This window comes from Sphingomonas sp., from assembly GCF_032114135.1.
In the GTDB taxonomy this organism is placed as follows: domain Bacteria; phylum Pseudomonadota; class Alphaproteobacteria; order Sphingomonadales; family Sphingomonadaceae; genus Sphingomonas.
The window spans coordinates 223,960-246,733 of sequence record NZ_DAMCTA010000001.1; the positions used below are offsets into that span (position 1 = coordinate 223,960).

Genomic DNA, 22,774 nt, shown 5'->3' on the forward strand with positions numbered 1-22,774 from the left:
GGGCGCGCCTGATCCTAGCTGTCTCGCAGGATCGGGTTCTGCGGCTGCGCTCTTGTGGCGCAGGCCGGCGGGCCGCTCGCCGAAGGCATATTGCAGCCGTCGGCTATTTGAGCCGCAGCGGCAGCCCCGCGGCGAGGAACTGCACTTCGACGGCTGCGGCGGCGACTGCCTGGTTGATCCGCCCGGCGGCGTCGCGAAAGCGGCGCGCGAGCGCATTGTCCGGCACGATACCAAGGCCGACTTCGTTGGCGACGAGGATCACCGGCCCGCCCGCCTGTGCAACGGCGTTGGCGACTGCCTCCGTCTCGGCATCGAGATCGCGGTCGGCGAACATCAGGTTCGACGTCCACAGCGTGAGGCAGTCGACCAGCAGCACCCGCCCCGGCGTCGCGTTGGCGAGGATCGCGGCGGGGAGGTCGAGCGGCACGTCGAGCGTGGACCAGCGCGGACCGCGATCCGCGCGATGGCGCGCGATACGCTCCTCCATTTCCGCGTCGAACGCCTGCGCCGTGGCAAGGAAGAGCAGGTCGCCGGGGAGGGACTCGGCGCGGGCCTGGGCATAGCGGCTCTTGCCCGAACGGGCGCCGCCGAGGACGAACAGGCTGGTCATCAAGGTGCTTCCTGCGCAAGTGCGATCAACGCTGCGATGTCGACATGGCGTTCGAGCTCGGCGGCAATGGCATCGAGCGCCGCGTCGACCGATCCGGCATAGTCCATGCCGTTCGAGGTGATGCCGATCCGTCCGAGCAACGCTCGACGCAGGTCGGTGCTGGCGAACAGGCCGTGGAGATACGTGCCGAGAACGCGGCCACCCGGCGCGATCGCACCGTCGAGCCCGGTATCGAGCGTGGCAAACGGCGTTGCCGTGTCCGGACCCGTGGTAACCCCCATGTGCATTTCGTATCCGTATATCCCGGCGCCGAGGGCAGTGCCCTGCGCGGGCCGCAACGCCTTGTCGCGGGTCAGTTCGGTGTCCACGTCGAGCAGGCCTAGTCCGGGCGCGCTGCCCGCGGGTCCTTCGATCCCGTGCGGATCGGTGATCGTGCGACCAAGCATCTGGTACCCGCCGCAGATGCCAAGCACCGCGCCGCCGCGACGGTGGTGGGCGAGCAAGTCGATATCCCAGCCCTGTTCGCGCAGGGCCGCGAGATCGGCGATCGTCGCTTTGGAGCCGGGCAGGATCACCAGCGCCGCATCGCCGGGCAGCGGCATGCCCGGCGGGATCATCGCCAGCGTGACGCCGGGTTCGAGCTTGAGCGGATCGAGATCATCGAAATTGGCGATGCGCGGCAGCATTGGGCAGGCGATGACCATGCGTCCGCGTTCCGACGTCGGGTTGCGCTCGAGCACTACCGCGTCTTCGCTCGGCAGTCGGGACGCGTCGCGCAGCCACGGGATCAGGCCGTAGCCGCGCCAGCCCGAGCGTTCCTCGATCGCTGCATAACCGTCACAAAACAACGCAGGATCACCGCGGAACTTGTTGATCATGAAGCCGCGGATCGTCGAGGCGTCCTCGGGATCGAGCACCGCGCGCGTGCCGACCACCGCTGCGATCACTCCGCCACGATCGATATCGCCGACCAGGATCACAGGCACGTGCGCAGCGCGAGCAAAGCCCATATTGGCGATGTCGCCGGCGCGCAGGTTGATCTCGGCGGGCGAGCCGGCGCCTTCCACCAGCACCAGGTCGCAGCCGGCGGCGAGGCGGCGATAGCTGGTCAGCACCTCGCCGAGCAGCGGCTTGCGGGCCTCGCGGTAGTTGCCCGCGTGGAGGGTGCCGCGCACCTTGCCGTGCACAACCAATTGCGAGGTGCGATCGGCCTGCGGCTTGAGCAGCACCGGGTTCATGTCGGTATGCGGCGCGACCCGGCAGGCAATGGCCTGCAGCGCCTGCGCGCGGCCGATCTCGCCGCCATCCTCGGTCACCGCCGCGTTGTTCGACATGTTCTGCGGCTTGAACGGGCGGACGCGGAGGCCGCGGTTGGTCAGCGCGCGGCCCAGGCCGGCGACCAGCACCGACTTGCCAACATCCGATCCGGTCCCCTGCAGCATCAGCGCAGCCATGCGATCCCTCCCGCGATCAGCCACAGCAACAGGCAGGCACGGGCATAGACCTGCAAGCCGCGATGGATATCCGCCGCGGTAGCGTGGGCGCGGCCCCTGCCGATCCACGGCTTGATATGGGTCACCCCGTCATAGCTGGTCGGGCCGGCAAGGCGGAGATCAAGCGCGCCCGCCATGGCGGCTTCGGGCCAGCCCGCATTGGGGGAGGCATGCTTGCCGGCATCCCGCCATATGGTTCGCCAGCCGCCGGCACCCGCGAAGCAGAGCAAGACGGCGGATAGGCGCGCCGGGATTAGGTTGACCAGATCGTCGGTGCGCGCCGCTGCCCAGCCAAAGGCGCGCCAGCGTGGCTCGCAGTGGCCGATCAGGCTGTCGGCGGTGTTGATCGCCTTGTACGCCCACAGGCCCGGCAGGCCGGCGACGAGCAGCCAGAACAGCGGCGCGACGATGCCGTCGCAGAAGCTCTCGGCGAGGCTCTCGATCGCGGCCCGCGCGACGCCGGGGGCATCAAGCCGCGCGGTGTCGCGACCCACGATATAGCCGACAGCGGTCCGCGCTGCGGCAAGATCGTCGCGGGCGAGGGCTGCCGCGACGGGGCGGACATGGACGTACAGGCTGCGCTGGGCGAGGCCGGGAAAGGCAGCCATGACGAGCACCAGCCAGCCAAAGGAAGAATGCGCCGCCACGGTTTCAATCGCGAGTCCGGCACCGATCGCGACCAGCAACAGCAATGCCACCGTCGCGATGCCGAGCAGGCGCCGTCGGCGCTCGGGCGTTTCGAGTCGGTTCCAGGGGCGCTCGCAAGTCGCCACCAGCCGTGCAAAGCCGCCGACCGGGTGGCCGATCCGAGCATACAGCCACGCCGGCCATCCGACCGCAGCCTCCAGCGCCAGCGCGGCAAGCGCGACCGGCTCAGCCACCGCGGAGCGCCCGCTCGAGCCGGTCCAGCGCCGCCGCGTCAGCCGGAACGCCGAAGCGCAGCCAATGCGGCGCATAGTCGAACGGCCGGACGAGAATGCGTGCCCGGGCCAGCTGCTCGAAAAGCGCGCTCGCATCGGGGTGGGCCACCAGCCGGAACAGCGGCGATCCGCCTTCGGGCGCGAGGCCGTGCGATGCCAACTGGCGATCGAAGGCGGTTGCGCGAGCGATCAAGGCAACCCGCGTCACGTCGATCCACGCATGGTCGCGATAGGCTCGGCTGGCGATCGCCAGCGCGGTCGCGTCGATCGGCCAGTCGCCGAGCAGCGTGCGGTAGCGGGCGAGGATGGGGCGGGGCGCCAGGACGAAGCCGAGCCGCAGACCGGCCAGCCCGAAGAATTTGCCGAACGAGCGGAAGACGATCAGCCGTCGACTATCGTCCACGAGCGGCGCGATGCTCGCCTCCGGGTGCGCATCGGCAAAAGCTTCGTCGACGATCAGCCAGCCGCCCGCGGCGGTGCGCTCGGCCGCGAGCGCTTCGAGCGTCGCCCGATCGCGCAGGGTGCCGCAGGGATTGTTTGGATTGGCGAGGAGCAGTGCCGCATCTTCGGGCACAGGCATCCCGGCGGAGACCGGGATACTATCGGCAAACGCCGCGCCATGCGTGCGATAGCCCGGCACCTGGTGGCAGGCGCGGCCGCCGAGCAGCGGGCCGAGCAGCCGGAGCCCCATCTCGCTGCCCGGGACTGCGCAGACATGGTCTTGCACCACACCGAAATGAGCTGCCGCCGCCGCTTCGAGATCGGCCAGCAGTGACGGATTGGGCAACGGCCCCAGGGTGACGTCAAGATCCCTGGGTATCGCCCACGGCACCGGATTGATCCCGGTCGACAGGTCGAGCCAGGGCCCATCGCCGTACCGCGCGCGCGCGGCGGCGAGGTTGCCGCCATGGTGGAGCAACGGGTCGCTCATCCCAGATGCGGCACGATCGCCAGCGCCAGCAAAAGACCGGTCTCGACCAGCTCGATGCCCGCGCCGTGTCCGTCGCCGGAAATGCCGCCCAGCAAGCGCTGGACGCGCCAGCCCCAGGCGGCGATCAGCAGCGGCGCGGCGAGCAGCGCAGGCGCGGCCAACGCGGCGGCGAAGGCGAGCAGCACCAGCCAGACGATCAGGTCGGCGGGGCGAACGGCGCTGCGGAAGCGGCTGGCCAGTCCCTCGTGCAGCGGCGGCAGCCACCGGGCCCAGACCAGAGGCCCGAAGCGGGCGGCGGCGGGTACGAACAGGATCGTCCACCAGCCGGGGCCCGCCAGCAGCACATGGAGCAGCACAAGCTTGGCGACGAGCTGCAGCCCGATCGCGACCACGCCGAAGCTGCCGACATGCGGGTCGGCGAGTACCTCGCGCAGGCGCTCGCGCCCCTTGTGCAGCGCACCGCTCGCATCGGCGAGATCGGCGAGACCATCGAGATGGAGCGCGCCGGTTATGCCTACCCAGGCGGCCAGCCCGAACAGCGCGCCGGTCCAGGGATCGAGCAGGTTGCCCAGCCACAGCCCGACCAGCAGCGCCAGCCCCACGACCAATCCGGCCGCAGGGAACCAGCGCATCGATCGGACGAACGTCGCGTCGTCGGCCTTGACCGCCGGCAGCGGCAAGCGCGTCAGGAATTGGAGGGCGAGGATGAATTCTTTCATGTCACGAGTCCGATGATCTGGCCGACGCGCGGGGTGCCGGGCCAGACGCGCAGGCTCAGCAGCGCGGCATGGGGCAGGGCGATGTTCCAGAGTTGGGGGAAGTCGATGGCGCATAGCGTTGCGAGCGCCGCCCGCATCGCGCCGCCATGGGTGACGACCAGCGTCGAGCGATCGATCGTGCCGAGCGCTTCGGTGACGCGTGCGAGGAGTGCGGGCCAGGCTTCGCCATGCGGGGGAATATGCCGAGCAGGATCGGCCTGGAACGCGGCCAGGGCCTCGGCGTCGATCGCGTCGAAGCCAAGCCCGTCCCACGCGCCGAAATCGAGCTCACGCCAGCGGGCGTCTTCGCGAACGTCGCACGACAAGGCCGCAGCGATGAGCCGAGCGGGTACGAAACTGCGGGCAAGATCCGAGGTCACCACCGCATCCACCGCCAGACCCGCCGCTCGCGCAACGCACGCTGCCACGCCTTCAGCCAATGGCTGCGCGTCGGTGCGGCCGATCAGCCGGCCCTCGGCCTCGGTAACACCGTGGCGCAGGAGGTGGAGGACGATGCCGCTCATGCGCCGCCGGCGACGCCCGCTTCGGCAAAGGTCGCCATGCCGCTATGCGCCGCCAGCGCCGAGCGCAGCACAGCCGCCGCGACCGCCGCGCCGCTGCCTTCGCCCAGCCGCATGTCGAGCCGCAGCAGCGGCTCCAGCCCCAGCCGCGACAGCAGCCGCGCATGGCCCGGCTCGGCAGAGCAATGACCAGCGATGCAATGGTCGACGATGCCGGGCGCCGCCGCGGCCAGGGGCGCCAGCGACGCGCAGCAGATGAAACCGTCGAGCAGTACCGGCACCCCGGCATGCCGCGCGGCCAGGACGGCGCCTGCGATCGCCGCAAGTTCGCGGCCGCCAAGCCGCCGCAGCGTCTCGAACGGCGTATGCGGCGCGTCCGCATGGACCTCGATCGCACGGGCGAGCACCGCGCTCTTGTGACCGACGCCGTGCGCGTCGAGCCCGGTGCCGGGACCCGCCCAGTCGGCGGGCGTGCCCCCGAAGCTGCGGAGGCAGAGCGCCGCCGCCGCTGTCGAGTTGGCGATACCCATCTCGCCGAGCAGCAGCAGGTCGGTATCAGTGGTAACCACCGCGGCGCCCTGCCGGAGCGCGTCGAGGCACTCGGCCTCGTCCATCGCCGGGCCGGTCGTGAAGTCGCATGTGGGGTGGTCGAGGTCTAGCGCCACCACGTCGAGCCGCATCCCGATGGCGCTGGTCAGCGCGTTGATCGCGGCCCCGCCCGCGGCGAAGTTGGCGACCATCTGCGCGGTCACTTCCACCGGGAAGGCGCTGACACCCTGCGCTGCGACGCCGTGGTTGCCGGCGAAGATCACCGCCCGCGCTGCCTCCATCGAGGGGCGCTCGCGGCCCTGCCAGCCAGCAAGAAGAATCGCGAGCTCCTCCAGCCGCCCGAGCGAGCCCGGCGGCTTGGTGAGCTGTTGCTGGCGTTCGCGCGCCGCATCCGTAGCCGCGGCGTCCGGAGCGGGCAGCGATGCCAGCGCGCGATCAAAGGCGGCGATGCTCGACAGATCGATCATGCCGCGACGGCGCCGCTGTGAAGGAAAGAATGGATGTGCACGTCCGTCGCCCCGTTCCTGCAATGACAATCGACCGGACGCACGATCGCGCGCCCGGCAGCTTCTCGTCGCTCGAACGGAGGATTCCGGGCCTTGGCCGCACCCTGGACCCGGCGTGAGCGACCCCGTGGCGGCAGGTCTCCTGGCTTACGGGTCACCGCGGTTCGGGCGCCTTCTCGGGATCGCTCCCAATGGCCATTGCCCGGCCGCTCGCCGCATACAGTTGCAGGGGCAGCTGCGGCCTTGGGCGCCGAGGCGCCCGCACCGCATTCCCTTCTCGCCCGCAAGCGGGCACCGGCATGGGTTCGAAGGTAGAACCTTCGCGGGACGCTCTAGCCGCGCTGCCGGCGATATGCCAGCGCCGTAGATGCTTATTGGTAGAGCTGGGCGGTGCGCGGCAACAGCTGGTCGATGCGCACGATCAGGTCGAACAGCGGCGGGATCGCGTCGGCACCTTCGCCCAGTTCCTGGACCGAACGAAGCTGGTAGGTGGCCGCGAGAATCGCGCGCGTAGTGCCGGTAAGATCCGCGGCGCGCGCGACCATCGTTTCGCTGCGATTCACGCGGACCAGTAGCCAGGCCAGCTTGTGCGCTGCGTCGATCAGCTGGATCCGTTCGGCAGTGAGGAACGCCCAGCTGCCGGTCGCGTCGATCACCGCTGCGGAAAGGCCGTCGAGCGCTGCGAGCAGATGGCGAGGGCCCAGGGCCGGATCACCGGGGCTGGCGGAAAAGCCATCTTTCATGTCGTCGAGCTGGAATGCAGCCAATGTGCCCCGATTCGCGCGCGGGCGACCTGGCAGGACGGAACGGCTGAGACGCGGCATCTGCATGAAAATTCCCCCACAATATGCGGGCTTCTACGTCTCCGCGAGCGCGTCATCCGTGATCCGCGTCACACCGCATTGCAGCGGTGCAACGTTGACCCTCCCGATCGCCGCCCCTAGGTTTTGCGCGATGTATGCAGGTGAACCCCCGCTAAGCCTTCCCACGATCGTGCTGGTCGAGGACGATCCCCAGCTGCGCACGCTGACCGCGCGCGCGCTCCAGGAAAACGGCTATACGGTGCGCCCCGCCTCGTCCGCGCCGGAGATGTGGCTGGCGCTGGAGCAGGGTCCGGTGGACCTCGTCCTGCTCGACGTGATGCTTCCGGGCACCAGCGGCATCGATCTGTGTCGCGCGATCCGCCAGAAAAGCTCGGTGCCAATCATCTTCATCTCGGCCAAGGGGAGCGAAACCGATCGCGTCGTCGGGCTTGAGCTGGGTGCCGACGATTATCTCCCCAAACCGTTCGGTACCCGCGAACTGGTGGCCCGCGTTCGCGCGGTGCTTCGCCGCGGTGCGGGCGAGCGCGACACCGCCGAACGTCCCAAGGGCGAGATCCAGTTCGACGGCTGGACGGTGAATCTGCCGCGCCGCGAACTGCTGTCGCCGACAGGCGCGGTGGTCGATCTGACCGGCGCCGAGTTCGACCTGCTCGTCACCCTGTGCGACCATTCGGGCCGTGTGATCTCGCGCGAGCGGCTGATCGAATTGTCGCGCACGCGGCTGGGCGACAGCTCCGATCGCAGCATCGACGTGCTGGTCAGCCGGCTGCGGCGCAAGCTTTCCGATGCGGGCCATCAGGCGCCGATCGTGACGGTGCGCGGCATCGGCTATACGCTCAACGTGCCCGTGACGCGCAGTTGAGGGCGTTTCTGAAGCGTCCCTCCGGGCTGATCGGGCAGGTCTTCGCGATCCTGCTGCTGACCATCCTGATCGAATTCGCCGTTTCGACCCTGCTGTACGAACGCGCCAGCCAGTTCGCGGTGCGCGACGACGAGGCGCGGCGCCTCGCCGAGCATCTGGTGATCGCGCGCAAGCTGCTTGCCGAGCAGCCGCCTGTCCGGCGGGAGAAGCTTGCGCTCGAGTTCACCACCTCGCGCTATGAGGTGCGGTGGATGCCGCAACTGCCCAACGGCCTGCGCGAGCAGCCCGACCTTGACCGCCTGTACGAGCAGGTGGTGCTGTGGGAGCCGACGCTCGCGTCGAACGGACTGCGGCTGCGGCTGACTTCGCAGGGCAGCAAGGCGCTGATCGTCGGCGCGGTGCCGATGCCGGATGGCAGCTGGATGTATTTCCGCACGCGCGAGCATGTCCACGCGGCCGACCTGGGCCTCTCGCGGATCCTGCTCGCACTGGCACCGGCGCTGGCGCTGATCCTGATCAGCGGCATTCTGCTCCGGCGGATGCTGCTGCCGATGCGGCGGCTGGCGGTGGCGGCCGATCGCTTTGGCACCGGCGGCATTCTTAAAGTCGAGGAGGCGGGTCCCAAGGAACTGCGCCGCGTGATCGGCGCGTTCAATCGGATGCAGGAGCGCATCCAGCGGCTGATCGCGGATCGCACGCAGGCGCTTGCTGCGGTCGGTCACGACATGCGCACGCCGCTCGCTCGGCTGCGGTTGCGCGCCGATGCGATCGCCGATCCGGACGTGCATGCGGCGGTCGAGACCGACATCACCGAGATGGAGGCGATGATCGCCTCGCTGCTCGCCTTTCTGGGCGGCGAGGGTGACAAGGAGACGGCGGCGCGGGTCGATCTTGCGGTGCTGTGCGCGACGATCGCCGACGACAATGCCGATCACGGTCGCGACGTCGAATATGACGGGCCCGATCATTTCGAGCATGTCCTGCGACCGATGATGCTCAAGCGAGCGCTGAACAATCTGGTCGACAATGCGGTCCATTATGCCGGCCAATGCTGCATCCGGCTGGTGCCGGTCGACGGCGCGATTGCGATCCGGGTCGAAGACCAGGGGCCCGGCATCCCCGAGGAAGATCTCCAGCGGGTAATGCAACCCTTTGTTCGCCTCGATGCGGCGCGCTCGCGCGATACCGTGGGCTTCGGGCTTGGCCTGTCGATCGTCGCACGCGCGGCCGAAGCCGAGGGCGGCAGCTTCCGCCTTGCCAATCGCGAAGGCGGGGGGCTCTGCGCCGAAATCCTCCTGCCGCGCGACGGTCCAACGGCTTAGCAACGTTTTCTTACGAACGCGCCGCGATGCAGCAAATGGCGACCGGTAGTTTGCGATCCTGAAGAGATGCCCGCGCCGCGGGTCTGTTACAGGAGCAAGCCGTGAACGAAGTGATCGGACGCGTCGTCGATTTCGAGAAGCAGGTCTTCCCGAACCAGCACGCCCTCTATTCCCAGCTCGCCACCCACGGGCAGAGCCCGAAGGCGCTGATGATCTCCTGCGCCGACTCGCGTGTCGTGCCCGAGCAGATCATCCAAGCAAATCCGGGCGACCTGTTCGTCTGCCGCAACGCCGGTAACATCGTGCCGCCCTTCGCCACCCAGAATGGCGGCGTGTCTTCGACGGTCGAGTACGCCGTGGCGGCGCTGGGCGTCCGTGACATCATCGTCTGCGGCCATTCGGACTGCGGCGCGATGAAGGCGCTGATGAACCCGGAAATGCTGGAAGGCATGCCGAACGTCACCGCATGGCTGCGTCACAGCCACGCCGCCAAGTGCGTCGTCGACGGCGGTTATGACAATCTGGAAGGCGCCGATGCGGTCCGCACCGCCGCGCTTGAGAATGTCGTGGTCCAGCTTGCCCATCTGCGCACCCACCCGTCGGTCGCGGCGGGCATCGCACGCGGCGAGATCGCGCTGCACGGCTGGTTCGTCGATATCGGCGCCGGCATGGTGCTGGGTCTCGACGGCGAGAGCGGCCGCTTCGTGCCGATCCGCGAGGATCGCCCGATGCCGGTGGCGCTGCCGGCCGGCCAGCGGCTGGCGCGCGACGTCGCGCTCGCCGAGGCCGCGGAATGAGCACCGTCGCCGAAGCACCGAAGCCCAAGAGCTTCGTGCGCGACTTCACGGCGTCGATCGTCGTGTTCCTCGTGGCGATGCCGCTCTGCATGGGCATCGCCATCGCCTCGGGCGTGCCGCCCGAGAAAGGCCTGGTCACCGGCATCATCGGTGGCCTGGTCGTGGGTCTGTTCGCCGGATCGCCGCTCCAGGTGAGCGGCCCGGCGGCGGGCCTGGCCGTCATTGTGTTCGAACTGGTGCGCGAGCAGGGCCTGTCAGCGCTCGGGCCGATCCTGATCCTCGCCGGCGCCATCCAGGTTATCGCCGGCGTGCTGCGCGTCGGCGGCTGGTTCCGCGCGATCTCGCCGGCGGTGGTGCACGGCATGCTCGCGGGCATCGGCATCCTGATCGTGGTCGGCCAATATCACGTGCTGTTCGACGCCAAGCCGCTTTCCAATGGCCTCGCCAATCTTGCGGCGATGCCGGGCCGCGTGCTCGGTCTCTCCGCCGATCTCGCCGCCGCCGAAATGGCGCTGGGGCTGGGCCTGCTGACCATCGCGACGATGCTCGGCTGGGACAAGTTCAAACCGGCCGCGGTCAAGCTCGTCCCCGGTGCGCTGGTCGGCGTGGTTGCGGCGACCTTGGTGGCGTTCAGCCTCGGGCTCGACGTCACGCGCGTGGCCGTGCCGTCGAATATCCTCTCGGCGATCGCGCTGCCGGAGAACGGTTTCTTCGCCAAGTGGATGGACCCGAGCGTCATCACCGCCGCGATCGCGCTTGCCTTTATCGCCAGCGCCGAGACGCTGCTATCGGCCGCCGCGGTCGATCGCATGCATGACGGCGTGCGCACCAACTACAACAAGGAACTGCGCGCACAGGGCATCGGCAATCTGCTGTGCGGCTTCGCTGGCGCGCTGCCGATGACCGGCGTGATCGTTCGCAGCTCGGCCAACGTCCAGGCGGGCGCGCAGACGCGACTTTCCGCGATCCTGCACGGCGCGTGGATCCTGGGCTTCGTGGCGCTGCTGCCCTGGCTGCTGCGCGAGATCCCGATGGCGGCGCTGGGTGCGGTGCTGGTGGTGACCGGCGCCAAGCTGGTCAACCTCAAGCATGTCCGCCACCTCTTCGCGCAGTACGGCGTGCTGCCTGCGGCGATCTGGGCGGTGACCTGCGCGCTCGTCGTCACGCAGGACCTTTTGACCGGCGTGCTGGTCGGCATCGCGCTCTCGCTGCTCGAACTGGTGCCCAACCTCCGTCGCCTCGGCCTCAAGGTCGATCAGCAGGAGGAAGCGGGCGAACACCGTATCGCGCTGGCGGGTTCGGCGACGTTCATCACGCTGCCCAAGCTTTCGGATCGGCTGGAATCGGTGCCGGGCGGCACGTCGGTGCTGCTTGACGTGTCGCGGCTCGACGCGGTCGACCATAGCTGCGCCGAACTGCTCAAGGACTGGCTGCAGCGCCGCCGCGCGGGCGGTTCGCCGGTCGACGTGCAGGGCGCCAGCGGCAAGACCGCCGTCCTCGCCGGCTGACAGAAGCACACCCCGAAGACCTGGGGCGGCTTCCTTGTGGAAGCCGCCCCATTTTTTTGTTCAGATTTCCAGCTGGCTGCCGAGTTCGACCACGCGGTTGGTGGGGAGCTTGAAGAACTCCATCGCGCTTTCGGCATTGCGCACCATCCAGGCGAATAGCTTCTCGCGCCAGATCGCCATGCCGGGACGCGACGAGGGCAGCAGTGTCTGCCGGGCGAGGAAGTAGCTGGTCTCCATCGGCCGGAACGGCGCGCCGCACTCCTGGATGGCGGCGAGCGCCATCGGCACGTCCACCTCGTCCATGAAACCATAATGGAGCACGACGCGGAAGAAGCCGTCGCCCAGCGGGTCCATCGTGGTCGCCTCCGCGCCGCGCACATGGGGCACCGGCTCGATCGCGACGGTGAGCAACACGATCCGCTCGTGCAGCACCTTGTTGTGTTTCAGATTGTGGAGCAGCGCCGGCGGGATGCTGTCCGGCGTGGAGGTGAGGAACACCGCAGTGCCCTTCACCCGCGTCGCGGTCTGCGCCGCCGAACGGATGAACAGCGCGATCGGCATCGCGCCTTCCTGCAGCCGGTCCAGCACGAGGCGCCGACCGCGCGACCAGGTGGTCAGCAGCAGGAACGCCACCGCCGCCACCAGCAGCGGGAACCAGCCGCCATCGGGGATCTTGGTGATGTTCGACGCGAAATAGGCGCCGTCGATCAGCAGGAAGACGCCGGTGACGAAGCCGGCAAGCAGCTTGTTCCATTTCCACACCGCAAAGGTGAGCACGCCGAGCATGCAGGCAGTGATGAACATCGTTCCGGTCACCGCGATGCCATAGGCCGAGGCGAGATTGCTCGAGTTGCGGAAGCCGAGCGCCAGCAGCACCACCATCACCAACAGGCCCCAGTTGACCAGGGGCACATAGATCTGCCCCGCCGCCTTGGCACTGGTGTGGAGAATGCGCAGCCGCGGCAGGAAGCCGAGCTGTACCGCCTGCTGCGACACCGAGAAGGCGCCCGAGATCACTGCTTGGCTCGCGATCACCGTCGCCATGGTGGCGAGGAGGACAAGCGGCAGGCGGGCCCAGTCCGGTGCCATCAGGAAGAACGGGTTCTCGATCATCGCCGGATTGCGCAGGATCGACGCCGACTGGCCCAGATAGTTGAGCATCAGGCATGGGAAGGCGATGTAGAGCCAGGACACCATGATCGCGCGGCGGCCGAAATGGCCCATGTCCGCATAAAGCGCCTCGGCGCCGGTCACTGCCAGTACCACCGAGCCCAGTGCCAGGAAGGCGAGGCCGGGGTCGAGCAGGAAGAACTTGACCGCATACCAGGGGTTGAGCGCCCACAGGATCTCGGGCGCGGCGAGGATGCCGCGGATTCCAAGCACCGCGATCACCGCGAAATAGACCAGCATCACCGGCCCGAACAGCTTGCCCACGGCCGCCGTTCCGCGCGACTGGATGGCGAACAGCGCGATGAGGATCGCCACCGTTACCGGCAACACGAGAGGAGTGAACCCCGCCTGCACCGTCGTCAGGCCCTCGACTGCCGACAGCACCGAGATGGCAGGGGTGATGATCGCGTCGCCATAGAACAACGCGGTGGCAATCACCCCCGTCATCGTGATCGCGACGCGCCAGCGCGTATCGGCCATCTTGCGGGTGATCAGCGCGAGCAGCGCGAGGCTGCCGCCTTCGCCCTTGTTGTCGGCACGCAGGATCAGCGCGACGTACTTGATCGTGACGATCGAAGTCATCGTCCAGAAGATCAGCGACAGCACCCCATAGATGTGCGCCGGATCCAGCGCCAGCTTGTGGTGGCCGATGAAACTTTCCTTGAGCGAATAGAGCGGCGACGTTCCGATGTCGCCGAACACCACGCCGATCGCGCCAATCGCCAGCGCGCCGAATTTTTCCTGATGCGGATGCGCGGGATCAGGCCCGTCGCTCGCTTGCTGCGCCACTTGCAGGTCTCCGTGCCCCGACCGATTCGGGGTGCCACGCGGTACGCCTGCGGATTTTGCCGCACCAGTGGCTTCGAGTGGCAGCCGACAATCTTTCCGGCGGATTTCAGGACAGGTGTGGCGTGTTTCGCGCATGCCCCAAAAGGAAAGGGCCGCACCGATCGCTCGGTACGGCCCCTTGCCTCGTGGATCGAGTCGCCAGACTCAGCCCTGCGCGTCTTCCGCGGCGGGGGCTTCGGTCGCGATCTCGCCCGGCTCTGCGTTGGGATCGTAATCCTCGGTGAAGCCGGTTTCTTCGCGCTCGAACATCGCCGACATGACGTCGACGCCCTGCGCCTGCATCTCGGCTTCTTCCGGCGAGCGTGCGACGTTGACCTTGATGGTCACCGCGACTTCCGGGTGCAGCGCAACGCGGACTTCGTACACGCCGATCGCCTTGATCGGACGGTCGAGCACGATCTGCGCCTTGTTGACCTTGTGGCCGTCCGCGGTCAGCACGTCGACCAGGTCGCGCACCGCGACCGAGCCGTACAGCTGGCCGACGTTCGACGCCTGGCGGATCAGGGTCACCGAAACGCCCTCGAGCGTCTTCGATTCCTGCTCGGCCTCGACGCGACGGCTCGCGTTCTCGGACTCGATGCGCTCACGGTTGGCTTCGAAGACCTTGCGGTTGGCTTCGTTGGCGCGCAGCGCCTTCTTGCGCGGCAGAAGGAAGTTACGGGCAAAGCCGTCCTTCACCTTCACCACGTCGCCGATGTGGCCGAGCTTCTCGACGCGCTCCAGCAGAATGACATCCATGGATCCGCTCCTTACTTAACGATGTAGGGCAGCAGGCCCAGGTGACGCGCGCGCTTGATGGCCTGGGCCAGCTCACGCTGCTTCTTCGCGCTCACCGAGGTGATGCGCGAGGGGACGATCTTGCCGCGCTCGGAGACGAAGCCCTGCAGCAGCCGGACGTCCTTATAGTCGATCCGGGGGGCGTCCTTCGCGGAGAACGGGCAGCTCTTGCGGCGGCGGAAAAAGGGTCGTGCCATGGTCTATACGCTCCTTATTCGCCTTCGAAATTGCCATCGCGGTCGCGACGGCCGCGACGCTCGCGGTCGCCCTTGCGCATCATTACGGAGGGACCTGCCTCATGGCCGTCCACCTTGACGGTCATGTAGCGGATCACGTCTTCGTTGATCTGCGTCTGGCGCTCCAGCTCGGCGACCACGCCGGCCGGCGCGTCGATTTCGAGCATCACGTAATGCGCCTTGCGGTTCTTTGCGATGCGGTAGGCGAGGCTGCGAAGACCCCAGGTTTCAGTCTTGACGACCTTGCCGTTGTTGTCTTCGATGATCTTGGTGGCGGTTTCCGCCAGCGCGTCCACTTGCGCCTGTGCCAGATCCTGGCGCGCAAGGAACACATGCTCGTACAGAGCCATAGGTTCTCTTCCTGTTGGCCGATCGCTGACGCCGCCCCATGCGGTCGCCCCTCCGGCTGTCGTCTCGATAAAGCAAACGGAGCGGACGCATTGCTGCTCCGCTCCGATCGGTCGCCCTTACGCAAATGCGGGAGCGGATGCAAGCGCAATCACGCGGTGGCGACGCGCAGCTGCTGGCGGGCGCGGCGGCGGCGCAGCGCGCCACCTGCCATCCCGACGCCGGCGATCATCATGCCCCAGGTTGCCGGCTCGGGCACCCCGGCCACCGCCGCGGAGCCGAAGAAGACGATGTGCGACAAGTCCTTGGCATTCTTGCCGTGCGGGATGTCCATCGTGTTCCAGCTGCCGCTGCTCAGATCGGCGACCTTGTAGAGCGAGAAATAGCTGCCAGCCTTCACCGCCATATAGTCGATCGCATAACCCGGCGTCGACCAGGTGCCCGACGCGGTGCCGGCGCCGGTGATCAGCCCCGAGGTGCTGCTCGTGTCGAACAGATAGTTGAGTGTGATGTTCGGGCGGGCGCTGGGCACGAAATTGTTGTAGACGTTGTAGACGAGCTCGGCCTGCTTATGGCTGTTCGGATTGAAGACGTTGTCGTTGCCGTTGATGTTGCCCAAGAACAGGCAGCCGCTCGACGATGCGACCGAGCCACACTTCCCTAGAACGATGATCGAGGCATTTGCCGCGCAGGGTGTTGCGGCGATCAGCGAGGCCGCGCCGGCCAGAACCGTCTTCATCTTCATCCTATATCCTCCCGCTACTACATCAAAGAACTTGGGAGGACGGTACGGCTCGCACGAAACCGCAACAACGGTAACAAGTTCGGTTAATCGTGCCAAAAACGGCCATGTGCCCCAGATCGTTACAGCCCCGCGGCCGGCTCGCATATCGCCATCGACGTGTTCGGTCAAAAGCGACCGCCATCGCCTTTGTCGCGACCGGCGGGGAGCGGCAGGCTTGCGTCCGGCCCATGTCTCGCCGTAACGCGCTCGCCCATTCACGGCGCTTCCGCAGGAGACAGAGTTATGCGCGCGTTTCTTTTCCCCGGTCAGGGCAGCCAGGCCGTCGGCATGGGCAAGGCCCTGGCCGAAGCAAGCCCCGCCGCGCGCGAAGTGTTCCAGGAAGTCGACGACGCGCTGGGCCAGCATCTCTTCAAGCTGATGAGCGAGGGGCCCGAGAGCGACCTGACGCTCACCGCCAACGCCCAGCCGGCGATCATGGCCAATGCCATCGCGGTGCTGCGCGTGCTCGAGAAGGAAGGCGGCATCCGCCTGGCCGAGAAGGCCGATTTCGTCGCGGGCCACTCGCTCGGCGAATATACCGCGCTGTGCGCCGCGGGCGCGCTGGACCTTTCCACGACGGCGACGCTGCTGCGCAAGCGCGGCGATGCGATGCAGTCGGCGGTGCCGGTGGGCGAGGGGGCGATGGCGGCGCTGCTCGGTGCGGATCTCGTCAAGGCGCAAGCGATCGCGGATGCCGCGGCCGAGGGCGAGGTGTGCACCGTCGCCAACGACAATGATCCGACCCAAGTGGTGATCTCGGGCGTGCGCGCCGCGATCGAGCGGGCGGTCGCGATCGCCAAGGACCACGGCGCCAAGCGCGCGCTGCTACTGCCCGTCTCCGCACCGTTCCACTGCCCATTGATGCAGCCCGCCGCCGACGCGATGGCCGCCGCGCTCGCCGAGGTGGCGATCCAGGCGCCGCTGGTGCCGGTCTATGCCAATGTGACTGCTGCTCCGGTCGCGGACCCGGCGACGATCCGCACGCTGCTCATTGAGCAGGTGACCGGCATGGTCCGCTGGCGCGAATCGGTTTTGGGGATGTTCGACACGGGCGTGCACGATTTCGTGGAACTGGGCGGCAAGGTGCTTGGCGGCATGGTCAAGCGCATCACCCCCGATGCGACCATGACCAGCGTCGTGACGATGGATGACATTGAAGCGCTCGTGAAGGCGCTCTGAGGAGATACGGGAAATGTTCGATCTTACGGGAATGACCGCGCTCGTCACGGGCGCTTCGGGGGGTATCGGATCGGCGATCGCCAAGGCACTGACGGCGCAGGGCGCCAAGCTCGCCGTGTCGGGCTCCAATGCCGACAAGCTGGAAGCCTTCCGCGCGAGCCTGGGCGGCGAGCATGTCGCGCTGACCTGCAACCTCTCCGATCGCGCCGCGGTCGATGCGCTCGTCCCGCAGGCGGTGGAAGCGCTGGGCGGCAAGCTCGACATCCTCGTCAACAATGCCGGCGTCACCCGCGACAATCTCGCCATGCGGATGAAGGACGAGGAGTGGGAGCAGGTGATCCAGGTCAATCTGGAAGCCGCGTTCCGCCTGATGCGCGCCGCCGCCAAGCCGATGATGAAGGCGCGGTTCGGTCGCATGGTCTCGATCACGTCGGTCGTCGGTGCCACCGGCAATCCGGGCCAGGCCAACTATGCCGCCTCCAAGGCCGGCCTGGTCGGCATGTCCAAGGCGCTGGCGCAGGAACTCGCCAGCCGCAACATCACCGTCAACTGTGTCGCGCCGGGCTTCATCCGGTCGGCAATGACCGACGTTCTGCCCGATGCGCAAAAAGAGGCGCTGCTCGGCCGCATTCCTGCCGGAAAGCTGGGCGAGGGCGAGGATATCGGCGCGGCGGTCGTCTATCTCGCGAGTGAGGAAGCGTCCTATGTCACGGGGCAGACCTTGCACGTGAACGGCGGCATGGCGATGCTCTGATCTTGAAGCCGGGGGTCGTGGAGTAGGATGAACATGCGTCTTGTTTTCGCTGCAGCAATTGCGCTCGCTACCGCAACCCCGGCCTTTGCGGCCCCGGCGGATCCGACCTCGATCACCTGCGTCGGGCAAAAGCTCGACGCAGCGGTGAAGGCGCAACTGGCTGCCGATGTCGAGCGCAATCTCGGCATGCCCGGGCAGCGGCCGCGCTATTCCCCCGCGGTCACCCGCGGGCTGAATGATGCCACCACCGCTTGCGCCAATGAGCGTGGCTGGAGCGGCGCAGCCGCAACGGCTTCGGGCGTGTATGCGCTGGCGGAAGTGGGCTTGCCCGTGGCGAAGCGGGTCGTGCAGGCGAAGGGCTTCGATCCCGCCGCCCTCGACCAGCAGTTCACCGCATTACCGGAAGAGGTGCGCCGCGCGCCCTTGACGCCGAAGGCGACGCAGGACCTGATCCGCGCCGCGGTTACCGATGAAGCACAACAGACCCGCGCCAATGCGGAACTGCTTGCGCAATATTTTGCGTTTCTCAACACGCTGGAATATGCTTCAGCCGACTTTTCCCGCTGACGAGCGCGGGCGCCTTGCGGCACCCTCTTGCAACCGCCCCGGCGGCATTCTAGGTGCGGGAAAACGGATTCAGAGCCCCATCACAAAGGAAAACAGGGACCATGGCCAACCAGGAAGAGATCACCACCCGCGTGCAGGCGCTCGTTGTCGACCATCTCGGCGTCGACGCCAAGGACGTGGTGCCGACCGCGAGCTTCACCGATGACCTCGGCGCGGACAGCCTCGATATCGTCGAGCTGGTGATGGCCTTCGAGGAAGAGTTCGGGGTCGAGATCCCGGACGACGCCGCGGAGAAGATCAGCACCGTCGGCGACGCCGTTGCCTACATCTCCGAGCACCAGCAGGGCTGACGCTCGAAACGCGCTCCCCGCCCGATGGGCAGGCATTGCGACTAGGCGGCTTCCCGTCCCGTGCCTTTGGCGATGCGGACGGGGAGCCGTTTTGTATTAAGCTAGAACCGAACAGAAATTGACTGGAGAACTGCCATGCGCCGCGTAGTCGTGACCGGCCTGGGCCTCGTCACCCCGCTGGGGGCCGATGTCGAAACCGCCTGGAAGAACATCCTCGCCAGCAAGTCCGGCGCGGGCACGATCACCAAGTTCGACGCGACGGATTTCCAGAGCAACTATGCCTGCGAAGTGAAGCCGGCCGATCATGCATATGGCTTCGATGCCGGCAAGCGCGTCGATCACAAGATTCAGCGTCAGGTCGATCCGTTCATCGTCTTCGGCATCGATGCCGCGGGCCAGGCGATCGAGGATGCCGGCCTGCTCGACATGCCCGAAGAGATGCGCTTCCGCGCGGGCTGCTCGATCGGCTCTGGCATCGGCGGCCTGCCGGGCATCGAGAGCGAATCGCTTGTGCTCCACGAAAAGGGCCCGAAGCGCGTATCGCCGCACTTCGTCCATGGCCGCCTGATCAACCTGATCTCGGGCCAGGTCTCGATCAAATACGGTCTGATGGGTCCGAACCATGCGGTGGTCACCGCCTGTTCGACCGGCGCCCACTCGATCGGCGACGCCGCGCGGATGATCGCGATGGACGATGCCGACATCATGCTCGCCGGTGGTGCGGAAAGCACGATCTGCCCGATCGGCATTGCCGGCTTCGGCCAGGCACGGGCGCTCTCCACCGGCTTCCGCGACGATCCCGCCAAGGCCAGCCGTCCTTGGGACAAGGACCGCGACGGCTTTGTCATGGGCGAAGGCGCCGGTGTGGTCGTGCTCGAGGAATATGAGCACGCCAAGCGCCGCGGCGCGAAGATCTACGCCGAAGTGGTGGGCTACGGCCTGTCGGGCGATGCCTATCACGTGACCGCGCCGCACCCCGAAGGCTCGGGCGCGTTCCGATCGATGCAGATGGCGGTCCGCAAGTCGGGCCTGTCGCTTGCCGACATCGGCTATATCAACGCGCACGGCACCTCGACGCCGCTGGGCGACGAGCTCGAGCTGGGCGCGGTGCGCCGCCTGTTCGGCGATGCGATCGGCGACCTGTCGATGAGCTCGACAAAATCGGCGATCGGCCACCTTCTGGGCGGCGCCGGCGCGGTGGAGAGCATCTTCTGCATCCTTGCGCTGCGCGACCAGATCGTGCCGCCGACGCTCAACCTCGACAATCCGAGCGACAATTGCGTCGGCATCGATCTGGTGCCGCACGTTGCCAAGGAGCGGAAGGTGAAGGCCGTGCTGAACAATTCGTTCGGCTTCGGCGGTACCAATGCCAGCCTGGTGATGAAGGCGCTCTGATCCGATGGCGAAGAACGCGCGACCCCGATCCGCCAGGCGTGCGCCCGCGCGCAGGAGCCGGGGGCCGCGCGTTCTTCTCGTCGCCGCGCTGCTGCTGGTTGCAGCCTTTGCCGGCGGCTGGTTCCTTTGGGCAGGGCCAGGTCCGGCGACGCAGGAGTTGAGCGTCGTCGTGCCCGAAGGCGCGACGCTTTCGCGGGCGGCGCGGGAGCTGGAAAAGGCCGGCGCGATCACGTCGCGCCCGATCTTCCTGACCTTTGCCAAGGCGTTCGGCGGGACCGGCACCATCCGCGCGGGCGAATATCGCATCGCCCCGCGTACCAGCGCACGGCAGATTCTGGAGATGCTCCAGAACGGCAAGACGCTGCAGCGGCTGGTGACGGTGCCCGAGGGGATGCCGTCGATCCTCGTCGCCGACGCACTGGCCAAGGCGCCCGCGCTCACCGGCACAGCGAAGACGCCCGAAGAGGGCTCGGTGCTGCCCGACAGCTATGCCTATGTCCGCGACGAAGCGCGGGCGGTGGTACTGCTGCGCATGCAGAAGGCAATGACCGCCTATCTCGCCAAGGCCTGGGCCGGACGTGACAAGGGGCTTGTGGTGACCACGCCCCGTGAGGCGATCATCCTCGCCTCGATCGTCGAGAAGGAAACCGGCAAGCCCACCGAGCGCACCACGGTGGCGGCAGTCTATGCGAACCGGCTGAAGGCGGGCATGCCGCTCCAAGCGGATCCGACGATCATCTATCCGATCACCAAGGGCAAGCCGCTCGGCCGCCGCATCCTCCAGTCCGAGCTGCGCGCGAAGAACGGCTACAACACCTATGCGATGAACGGCCTGCCCGAGGGGCCGATCGCCAATCCGGGACGTGCATCGATCGACGCGGTGTTGCATCCGGCGCAATCCAAGGCGCTGTACTTCGTCGCCGATGGTACAGGCGGCCATGTCTTCGCCGAGACCTATGCCCAGCATCAGGCGAATGTGGCGAAATGGTATGCCATTCGCCGAGCGCGCGGGGAAATGTAACCTCCACTTCGCGCGCTTGTCTCGCTAGCGCAGCCATGTAACAAAGTCTCCCTGATCGAAGAATATGGGGGATTTGAATGCGTCGTGCTGCTCTTCTGTGCTTGTTGCTCGCCACCACCAGTCCGGCATGGGCGCAGGAAAAGCCGGCGGCCAAGGTTCCGGACCATCGCGAGCAGATGAAGGTGGAGGCGGAAGCCGCTTGGGCCAAGCCTCCGGTGGACGAGACCGCCGCCGTCAGCCACGGCGCCGTCACCGTCGGCGGTCAGCGGATCGCCTATACCGCCACTGCGGGCACGCTCACCATCCGCGACGATGACGGCAAGCCCACCGCCTCCTATTTCTACACTGCCTATGTCCGCGACGGCGCGGCGCGCGCGCAGCGGCCGGTGACGTTCTTCTACAATGGCGGCCCGGGATCGCCGACGATCTGGCTGCACATGGGCAGCTTCGCGCCGGTCCGCGTCACCACCGCCAATCCCGAATATATCCGTCCGGCGCCCTATGGCTTCGGTCCCAATCCGGACTCGCTGATCGACAAGAGCGACCTCGTCTTCATCGATGCGCTCGGCGCCGGCTGGTCGCGGCCGCTGGGGGAGAAGACCGGCAAGGATTTCTGGGGCGTCGACCAGGATGCCGACGGCTTCGCCCGCGCCATCCTGCGCTACACCAGCAAGTTCGATCGCTGGCCTTCGCCAAAGTTCCTGTTCGGCGAGAGCTATGGCACGCTGCGCAATCCCGTGGTTGCGGCAAAGCTGGAGGAGGCGGGGCTGAGCCTCAATGGCATGGTCCAGTTCTCGACGATCATGAACTACGGTGTCCGCCAGCCCGGCTACGACCAGAATTTCCTGACGCTTTTCCCGACCATGGCGGCGACCGCTTGGTACCATAACCGGCTCCAGAACCGCCCGGCCGACCTGCCGACGTTCCTCGCCGAGGTGCGCGCCTTTACCAGCGGGCCCTATGCCGCGGCGCTCGCCAAGGGCTCGACCATCTCGACCGAGGAGAAGGCGACGGTGGCTCGGAAGATGTCGGAATATACCGGCATCAGCGAGGCTTATATCCTGCGCGCCGATTTGCGGCTCACCCTACCGCGCTTCCAGACCGAGTTGCTGCGCGACCGTCGCCTTGCCGTCGGCCGTCTGGACTCGCGCTATCTGCTCAACATGACCGACGCCAATGCCGACAGCCCGAGCGACGATCCGGCCTCGACCGCGGTCACCGGCGCCTTCGTCGCCACCTTCCAGGACTATGCGACGCGGGTGCTCGGCTACAAGACCGACATGCCCTATCGGATGACCGCGCGCGGCCCCGGCTTTGACTGGGACTGGAAGCATCGCGCACCCGACGGCAGCGGCACCCATCTCGCCCCCAACAGCGCGGCCGATCTGGCCTATACGATGCGTACCAACCCGTATCTGAAGGTCCTCTTCATCAACGGCTATTACGACTTCGCCACGCCATTCTACGGTGCGGAGTTCGACGTCAGCCACATGCTGCTCGATCCGCAGCTGCAGAAGAATATCCGCTTCACCTATTACGATGCCGGCCACATGGTCTATCTGAACCCCCAGACCATGCCGCAGATGCATCGCGACCTTTCCGCATGGTATGACGAGGCGCTTCGCGCCGCCACGTCAAGCCGGCCGCCGGCCCGGCCCGGCGCCAAGGCGGCGCAGAACTGACCCCTACACCGGAGGCATGCCACTCGGCGTGCCTCCGCCTCCGCATAATCCCGTAGCCTCC

24 protein-coding genes and 1 riboswitch are annotated in these 22,774 nt (G+C 67.3%); of the genes, 11 read left to right on the top strand and 13 right to left on the bottom strand.

Going from position 1 to position 22,774, the window contains the following annotated elements; translation table 11 throughout:
• Nucleotides 1-103 precede the first annotated feature (103 nt).
• From cobU to RT655_RS01150, 8 genes are all read right to left on the bottom strand, one after another.
• Nucleotides 104-610, bottom strand: a complete 507-nt coding sequence (gene cobU, locus RT655_RS01115) for a bifunctional adenosylcobinamide kinase/adenosylcobinamide-phosphate guanylyltransferase (protein WP_313534537.1) — start codon at nt 608-610, stop codon at nt 104-106.
• Nucleotides 610-2,064, bottom strand: coding sequence for a cobyric acid synthase (locus tag RT655_RS01120; RefSeq protein WP_313534539.1), 1,455 nt, complete (start codon nt 2,062-2,064; stop codon nt 610-612). Before RT655_RS01120 ends, cobU begins: the two co-directional genes overlap by 1 nt.
• A complete protein-coding gene (gene cbiB / locus RT655_RS01125; protein WP_313534541.1) occupies nt 2,052-2,984 on the bottom strand; it encodes an adenosylcobinamide-phosphate synthase CbiB in 933 nt (310 codons plus the stop codon). The genes RT655_RS01120 and cbiB overlap by 13 nt, the downstream gene beginning before the upstream one ends.
• Nucleotides 2,977-3,954, bottom strand: coding sequence for an aminotransferase class I/II-fold pyridoxal phosphate-dependent enzyme (locus RT655_RS01130; RefSeq protein ID WP_313534542.1), 978 nt, complete (start codon nt 3,952-3,954; stop codon nt 2,977-2,979). Before RT655_RS01130 ends, cbiB begins: the two co-directional genes overlap by 8 nt.
• Nucleotides 3,951-4,673, bottom strand: coding sequence for an adenosylcobinamide-GDP ribazoletransferase (locus RT655_RS01135; protein ID WP_313534544.1), 723 nt, complete (start codon nt 4,671-4,673; stop codon nt 3,951-3,953). The genes RT655_RS01130 and RT655_RS01135 overlap by 4 nt, the downstream gene beginning before the upstream one ends.
• Nucleotides 4,670-5,236 carry a histidine phosphatase family protein gene (locus tag RT655_RS01140; RefSeq protein ID WP_313534545.1) on the bottom strand — a complete coding sequence of 189 codons (567 nt, stop codon included), beginning with the start codon at nt 5,234-5,236 and terminating at the stop codon, nt 4,670-4,672. Before RT655_RS01140 ends, RT655_RS01135 begins: the two co-directional genes overlap by 4 nt.
• Entirely contained in the window at nt 5,233-6,249 is a 1,017-nt protein-coding gene (gene cobT / locus RT655_RS01145; protein WP_313534546.1) for a nicotinate-nucleotide--dimethylbenzimidazole phosphoribosyltransferase, read from the bottom strand. Before cobT ends, RT655_RS01140 begins: the two co-directional genes overlap by 4 nt.
• Nucleotides 6,250-6,402: 153 nt before the next feature.
• Nucleotides 6,403-6,602, bottom strand: a riboswitch (cobalamin riboswitch).
• Nucleotides 6,603-6,659: 57 nt separating this feature from the next.
• A complete protein-coding gene (locus RT655_RS01150) occupies nt 6,660-7,055 on the bottom strand; it encodes a hypothetical protein (protein ID WP_313534547.1) in 396 nt (131 codons plus the stop codon).
• A 187-nt stretch (nt 7,056-7,242) separates the two neighbouring features.
• On the opposite strand from RT655_RS01150, the gene RT655_RS01155 reads away from it, so the two are divergent.
• From RT655_RS01155 to RT655_RS01170, 4 genes are all read left to right on the top strand, one after another.
• Nucleotides 7,243-7,974 carry a response regulator transcription factor gene (locus tag RT655_RS01155; RefSeq protein ID WP_313534550.1) on the top strand — a complete coding sequence of 244 codons (732 nt, stop codon included), beginning with the start codon at nt 7,243-7,245 and terminating at the stop codon, nt 7,972-7,974.
• The gene (locus RT655_RS01160) at nt 7,971-9,296 is read left to right on the top strand and encodes an ATP-binding protein (protein WP_313534552.1); all 1,326 of its coding nucleotides are present in this window, start codon (nt 7,971-7,973) and stop codon (nt 9,294-9,296) included. The genes RT655_RS01155 and RT655_RS01160 overlap by 4 nt, the downstream gene beginning before the upstream one ends.
• 101 nt (nt 9,297-9,397) lie before the next feature.
• Entirely contained in the window at nt 9,398-10,093 is a 696-nt protein-coding gene (locus tag RT655_RS01165; RefSeq protein ID WP_313534553.1) for a carbonic anhydrase, read from the top strand.
• Nucleotides 10,090-11,601, top strand: a complete 1,512-nt coding sequence (locus RT655_RS01170; RefSeq protein WP_313534555.1) for a SulP family inorganic anion transporter — start codon at nt 10,090-10,092, stop codon at nt 11,599-11,601. Before RT655_RS01165 ends, RT655_RS01170 begins: the two co-directional genes overlap by 4 nt.
• A gap of 60 nt (nt 11,602-11,661) precedes the next feature.
• On the opposite strand, the gene RT655_RS01175 is transcribed toward RT655_RS01170, so the two are convergent.
• From RT655_RS01175 to RT655_RS01195, 5 genes are all read right to left on the bottom strand, one after another.
• On the bottom strand, nt 11,662-13,560 hold the full coding sequence (locus RT655_RS01175) for a potassium transporter Kup (RefSeq protein ID WP_409530227.1): 1,899 nt from the start codon (nt 13,558-13,560) through the stop codon (nt 11,662-11,664).
• A 204-nt stretch (nt 13,561-13,764) separates the two neighbouring features.
• Complete coding sequence (gene rplI / locus RT655_RS01180) at nt 13,765-14,358, bottom strand: 50S ribosomal protein L9 (protein ID WP_313534556.1); 594 nt, start codon at nt 14,356-14,358, stop codon at nt 13,765-13,767.
• 11 nt (nt 14,359-14,369) lie between these two features.
• Nucleotides 14,370-14,594, bottom strand: coding sequence for a 30S ribosomal protein S18 (gene rpsR / locus RT655_RS01185; RefSeq protein ID WP_010543816.1), 225 nt, complete (start codon nt 14,592-14,594; stop codon nt 14,370-14,372).
• A 14-nt stretch (nt 14,595-14,608) separates the two neighbouring features.
• Nucleotides 14,609-14,983, bottom strand: coding sequence for a 30S ribosomal protein S6 (rpsF, locus tag RT655_RS01190; protein ID WP_066716733.1), 375 nt, complete (start codon nt 14,981-14,983; stop codon nt 14,609-14,611).
• A 149-nt stretch (nt 14,984-15,132) separates the two neighbouring features.
• Entirely contained in the window at nt 15,133-15,720 is a 588-nt protein-coding gene (locus RT655_RS01195; RefSeq protein WP_313534559.1) for a PEPxxWA-CTERM sorting domain-containing protein, read from the bottom strand.
• A gap of 288 nt (nt 15,721-16,008) precedes the next feature.
• On the opposite strand from RT655_RS01195, the gene fabD reads away from it, so the two are divergent.
• From fabD to RT655_RS01230, 7 genes are all read left to right on the top strand, one after another.
• Entirely contained in the window at nt 16,009-16,944 is a 936-nt protein-coding gene (gene fabD / locus RT655_RS01200) for an ACP S-malonyltransferase (protein ID WP_313534560.1), read from the top strand.
• Between the two features lie 13 nt (nt 16,945-16,957).
• On the top strand, nt 16,958-17,698 hold the full coding sequence (gene fabG / locus RT655_RS01205; RefSeq protein WP_313534561.1) for a 3-oxoacyl-[acyl-carrier-protein] reductase: 741 nt from the start codon (nt 16,958-16,960) through the stop codon (nt 17,696-17,698).
• A 33-nt stretch (nt 17,699-17,731) separates the two neighbouring features.
• On the top strand, nt 17,732-18,265 hold the full coding sequence (locus RT655_RS01210) for a hypothetical protein (protein ID WP_313534563.1): 534 nt from the start codon (nt 17,732-17,734) through the stop codon (nt 18,263-18,265).
• 101 nt (nt 18,266-18,366) lie between these two features.
• On the top strand, nt 18,367-18,615 hold the full coding sequence (locus tag RT655_RS01215; protein WP_010543822.1) for an acyl carrier protein: 249 nt from the start codon (nt 18,367-18,369) through the stop codon (nt 18,613-18,615).
• Between the two features lie 135 nt (nt 18,616-18,750).
• Nucleotides 18,751-20,010 (top strand): beta-ketoacyl-ACP synthase II, encoded by a 1,260-nt coding sequence (fabF, locus tag RT655_RS01220; protein ID WP_313534565.1) that lies wholly within the window; start codon nt 18,751-18,753, stop codon nt 20,008-20,010.
• A gap of 4 nt (nt 20,011-20,014) precedes the next feature.
• Nucleotides 20,015-21,031 (top strand): endolytic transglycosylase MltG, encoded by a 1,017-nt coding sequence (gene mltG, locus RT655_RS01225; RefSeq protein WP_313534566.1) that lies wholly within the window; start codon nt 20,015-20,017, stop codon nt 21,029-21,031.
• A 77-nt stretch (nt 21,032-21,108) separates the two neighbouring features.
• Nucleotides 21,109-22,713: a S10 family serine carboxypeptidase-like protein gene (locus RT655_RS01230; RefSeq protein ID WP_313534567.1), complete on the top strand. Its 1,605-nt coding sequence runs from the start codon at nt 21,109-21,111 to the stop codon at nt 22,711-22,713.
• Nucleotides 22,714-22,774 lie beyond the last annotated feature (61 nt).

Bases quoted from the DNA above. Each gene is read 5' to 3' on its own strand.
- cobU (WP_313534537.1), bottom strand. From the start codon at position 610: ATGACCAGCCTGTTCGTCCTCGGCGGCGCCCGTTCGGGCAAGAGCCGC.
- RT655_RS01120 (WP_313534539.1), bottom strand. From the start codon at position 2,064: ATGGCTGCGCTGATGCTGCAGGGGACCGGATCGGATGTTGGCAAGTCG.
- RT655_RS01130 (WP_313534542.1), bottom strand. From the start codon at position 3,954: ATGAGCGACCCGTTGCTCCACCATGGCGGCAACCTCGCCGCCGCGCGC.
- RT655_RS01135 (WP_313534544.1), bottom strand. From the start codon at position 4,673: ATGAAAGAATTCATCCTCGCCCTCCAATTCCTGACGCGCTTGCCGCTG.
- RT655_RS01140 (WP_313534545.1), bottom strand. From the start codon at position 5,236: ATGAGCGGCATCGTCCTCCACCTCCTGCGCCACGGTGTTACCGAGGCC.
- cobT (WP_313534546.1), bottom strand. From the start codon at position 6,249: ATGATCGATCTGTCGAGCATCGCCGCCTTTGATCGCGCGCTGGCATCG.
- RT655_RS01155 (WP_313534550.1), top strand. From the start codon at position 7,243: ATGTATGCAGGTGAACCCCCGCTAAGCCTTCCCACGATCGTGCTGGTC.
- RT655_RS01170 (WP_313534555.1), top strand. From the start codon at position 10,090: ATGAGCACCGTCGCCGAAGCACCGAAGCCCAAGAGCTTCGTGCGCGAC.
- rplI (WP_313534556.1), bottom strand. From the start codon at position 14,358: ATGGATGTCATTCTGCTGGAGCGCGTCGAGAAGCTCGGCCACATCGGC.
- rpsR (WP_010543816.1), bottom strand. From the start codon at position 14,594: ATGGCACGACCCTTTTTCCGCCGCCGCAAGAGCTGCCCGTTCTCCGCG.
- rpsF (WP_066716733.1), bottom strand. From the start codon at position 14,983: ATGGCTCTGTACGAGCATGTGTTCCTTGCGCGCCAGGATCTGGCACAG.
- RT655_RS01195 (WP_313534559.1), bottom strand. From the start codon at position 15,720: ATGAAGACGGTTCTGGCCGGCGCGGCCTCGCTGATCGCCGCAACACCC.
- fabD (WP_313534560.1), top strand. From the start codon at position 16,009: ATGCGCGCGTTTCTTTTCCCCGGTCAGGGCAGCCAGGCCGTCGGCATG.
- fabG (WP_313534561.1), top strand. From the start codon at position 16,958: ATGTTCGATCTTACGGGAATGACCGCGCTCGTCACGGGCGCTTCGGGG.
- RT655_RS01210 (WP_313534563.1), top strand. From the start codon at position 17,732: ATGCGTCTTGTTTTCGCTGCAGCAATTGCGCTCGCTACCGCAACCCCG.
- RT655_RS01215 (WP_010543822.1), top strand. From the start codon at position 18,367: ATGGCCAACCAGGAAGAGATCACCACCCGCGTGCAGGCGCTCGTTGTC.
- fabF (WP_313534565.1), top strand. From the start codon at position 18,751: ATGCGCCGCGTAGTCGTGACCGGCCTGGGCCTCGTCACCCCGCTGGGG.
- mltG (WP_313534566.1), top strand. From the start codon at position 20,015: ATGGCGAAGAACGCGCGACCCCGATCCGCCAGGCGTGCGCCCGCGCGC.
- RT655_RS01230 (WP_313534567.1), top strand. From the start codon at position 21,109: ATGCGTCGTGCTGCTCTTCTGTGCTTGTTGCTCGCCACCACCAGTCCG.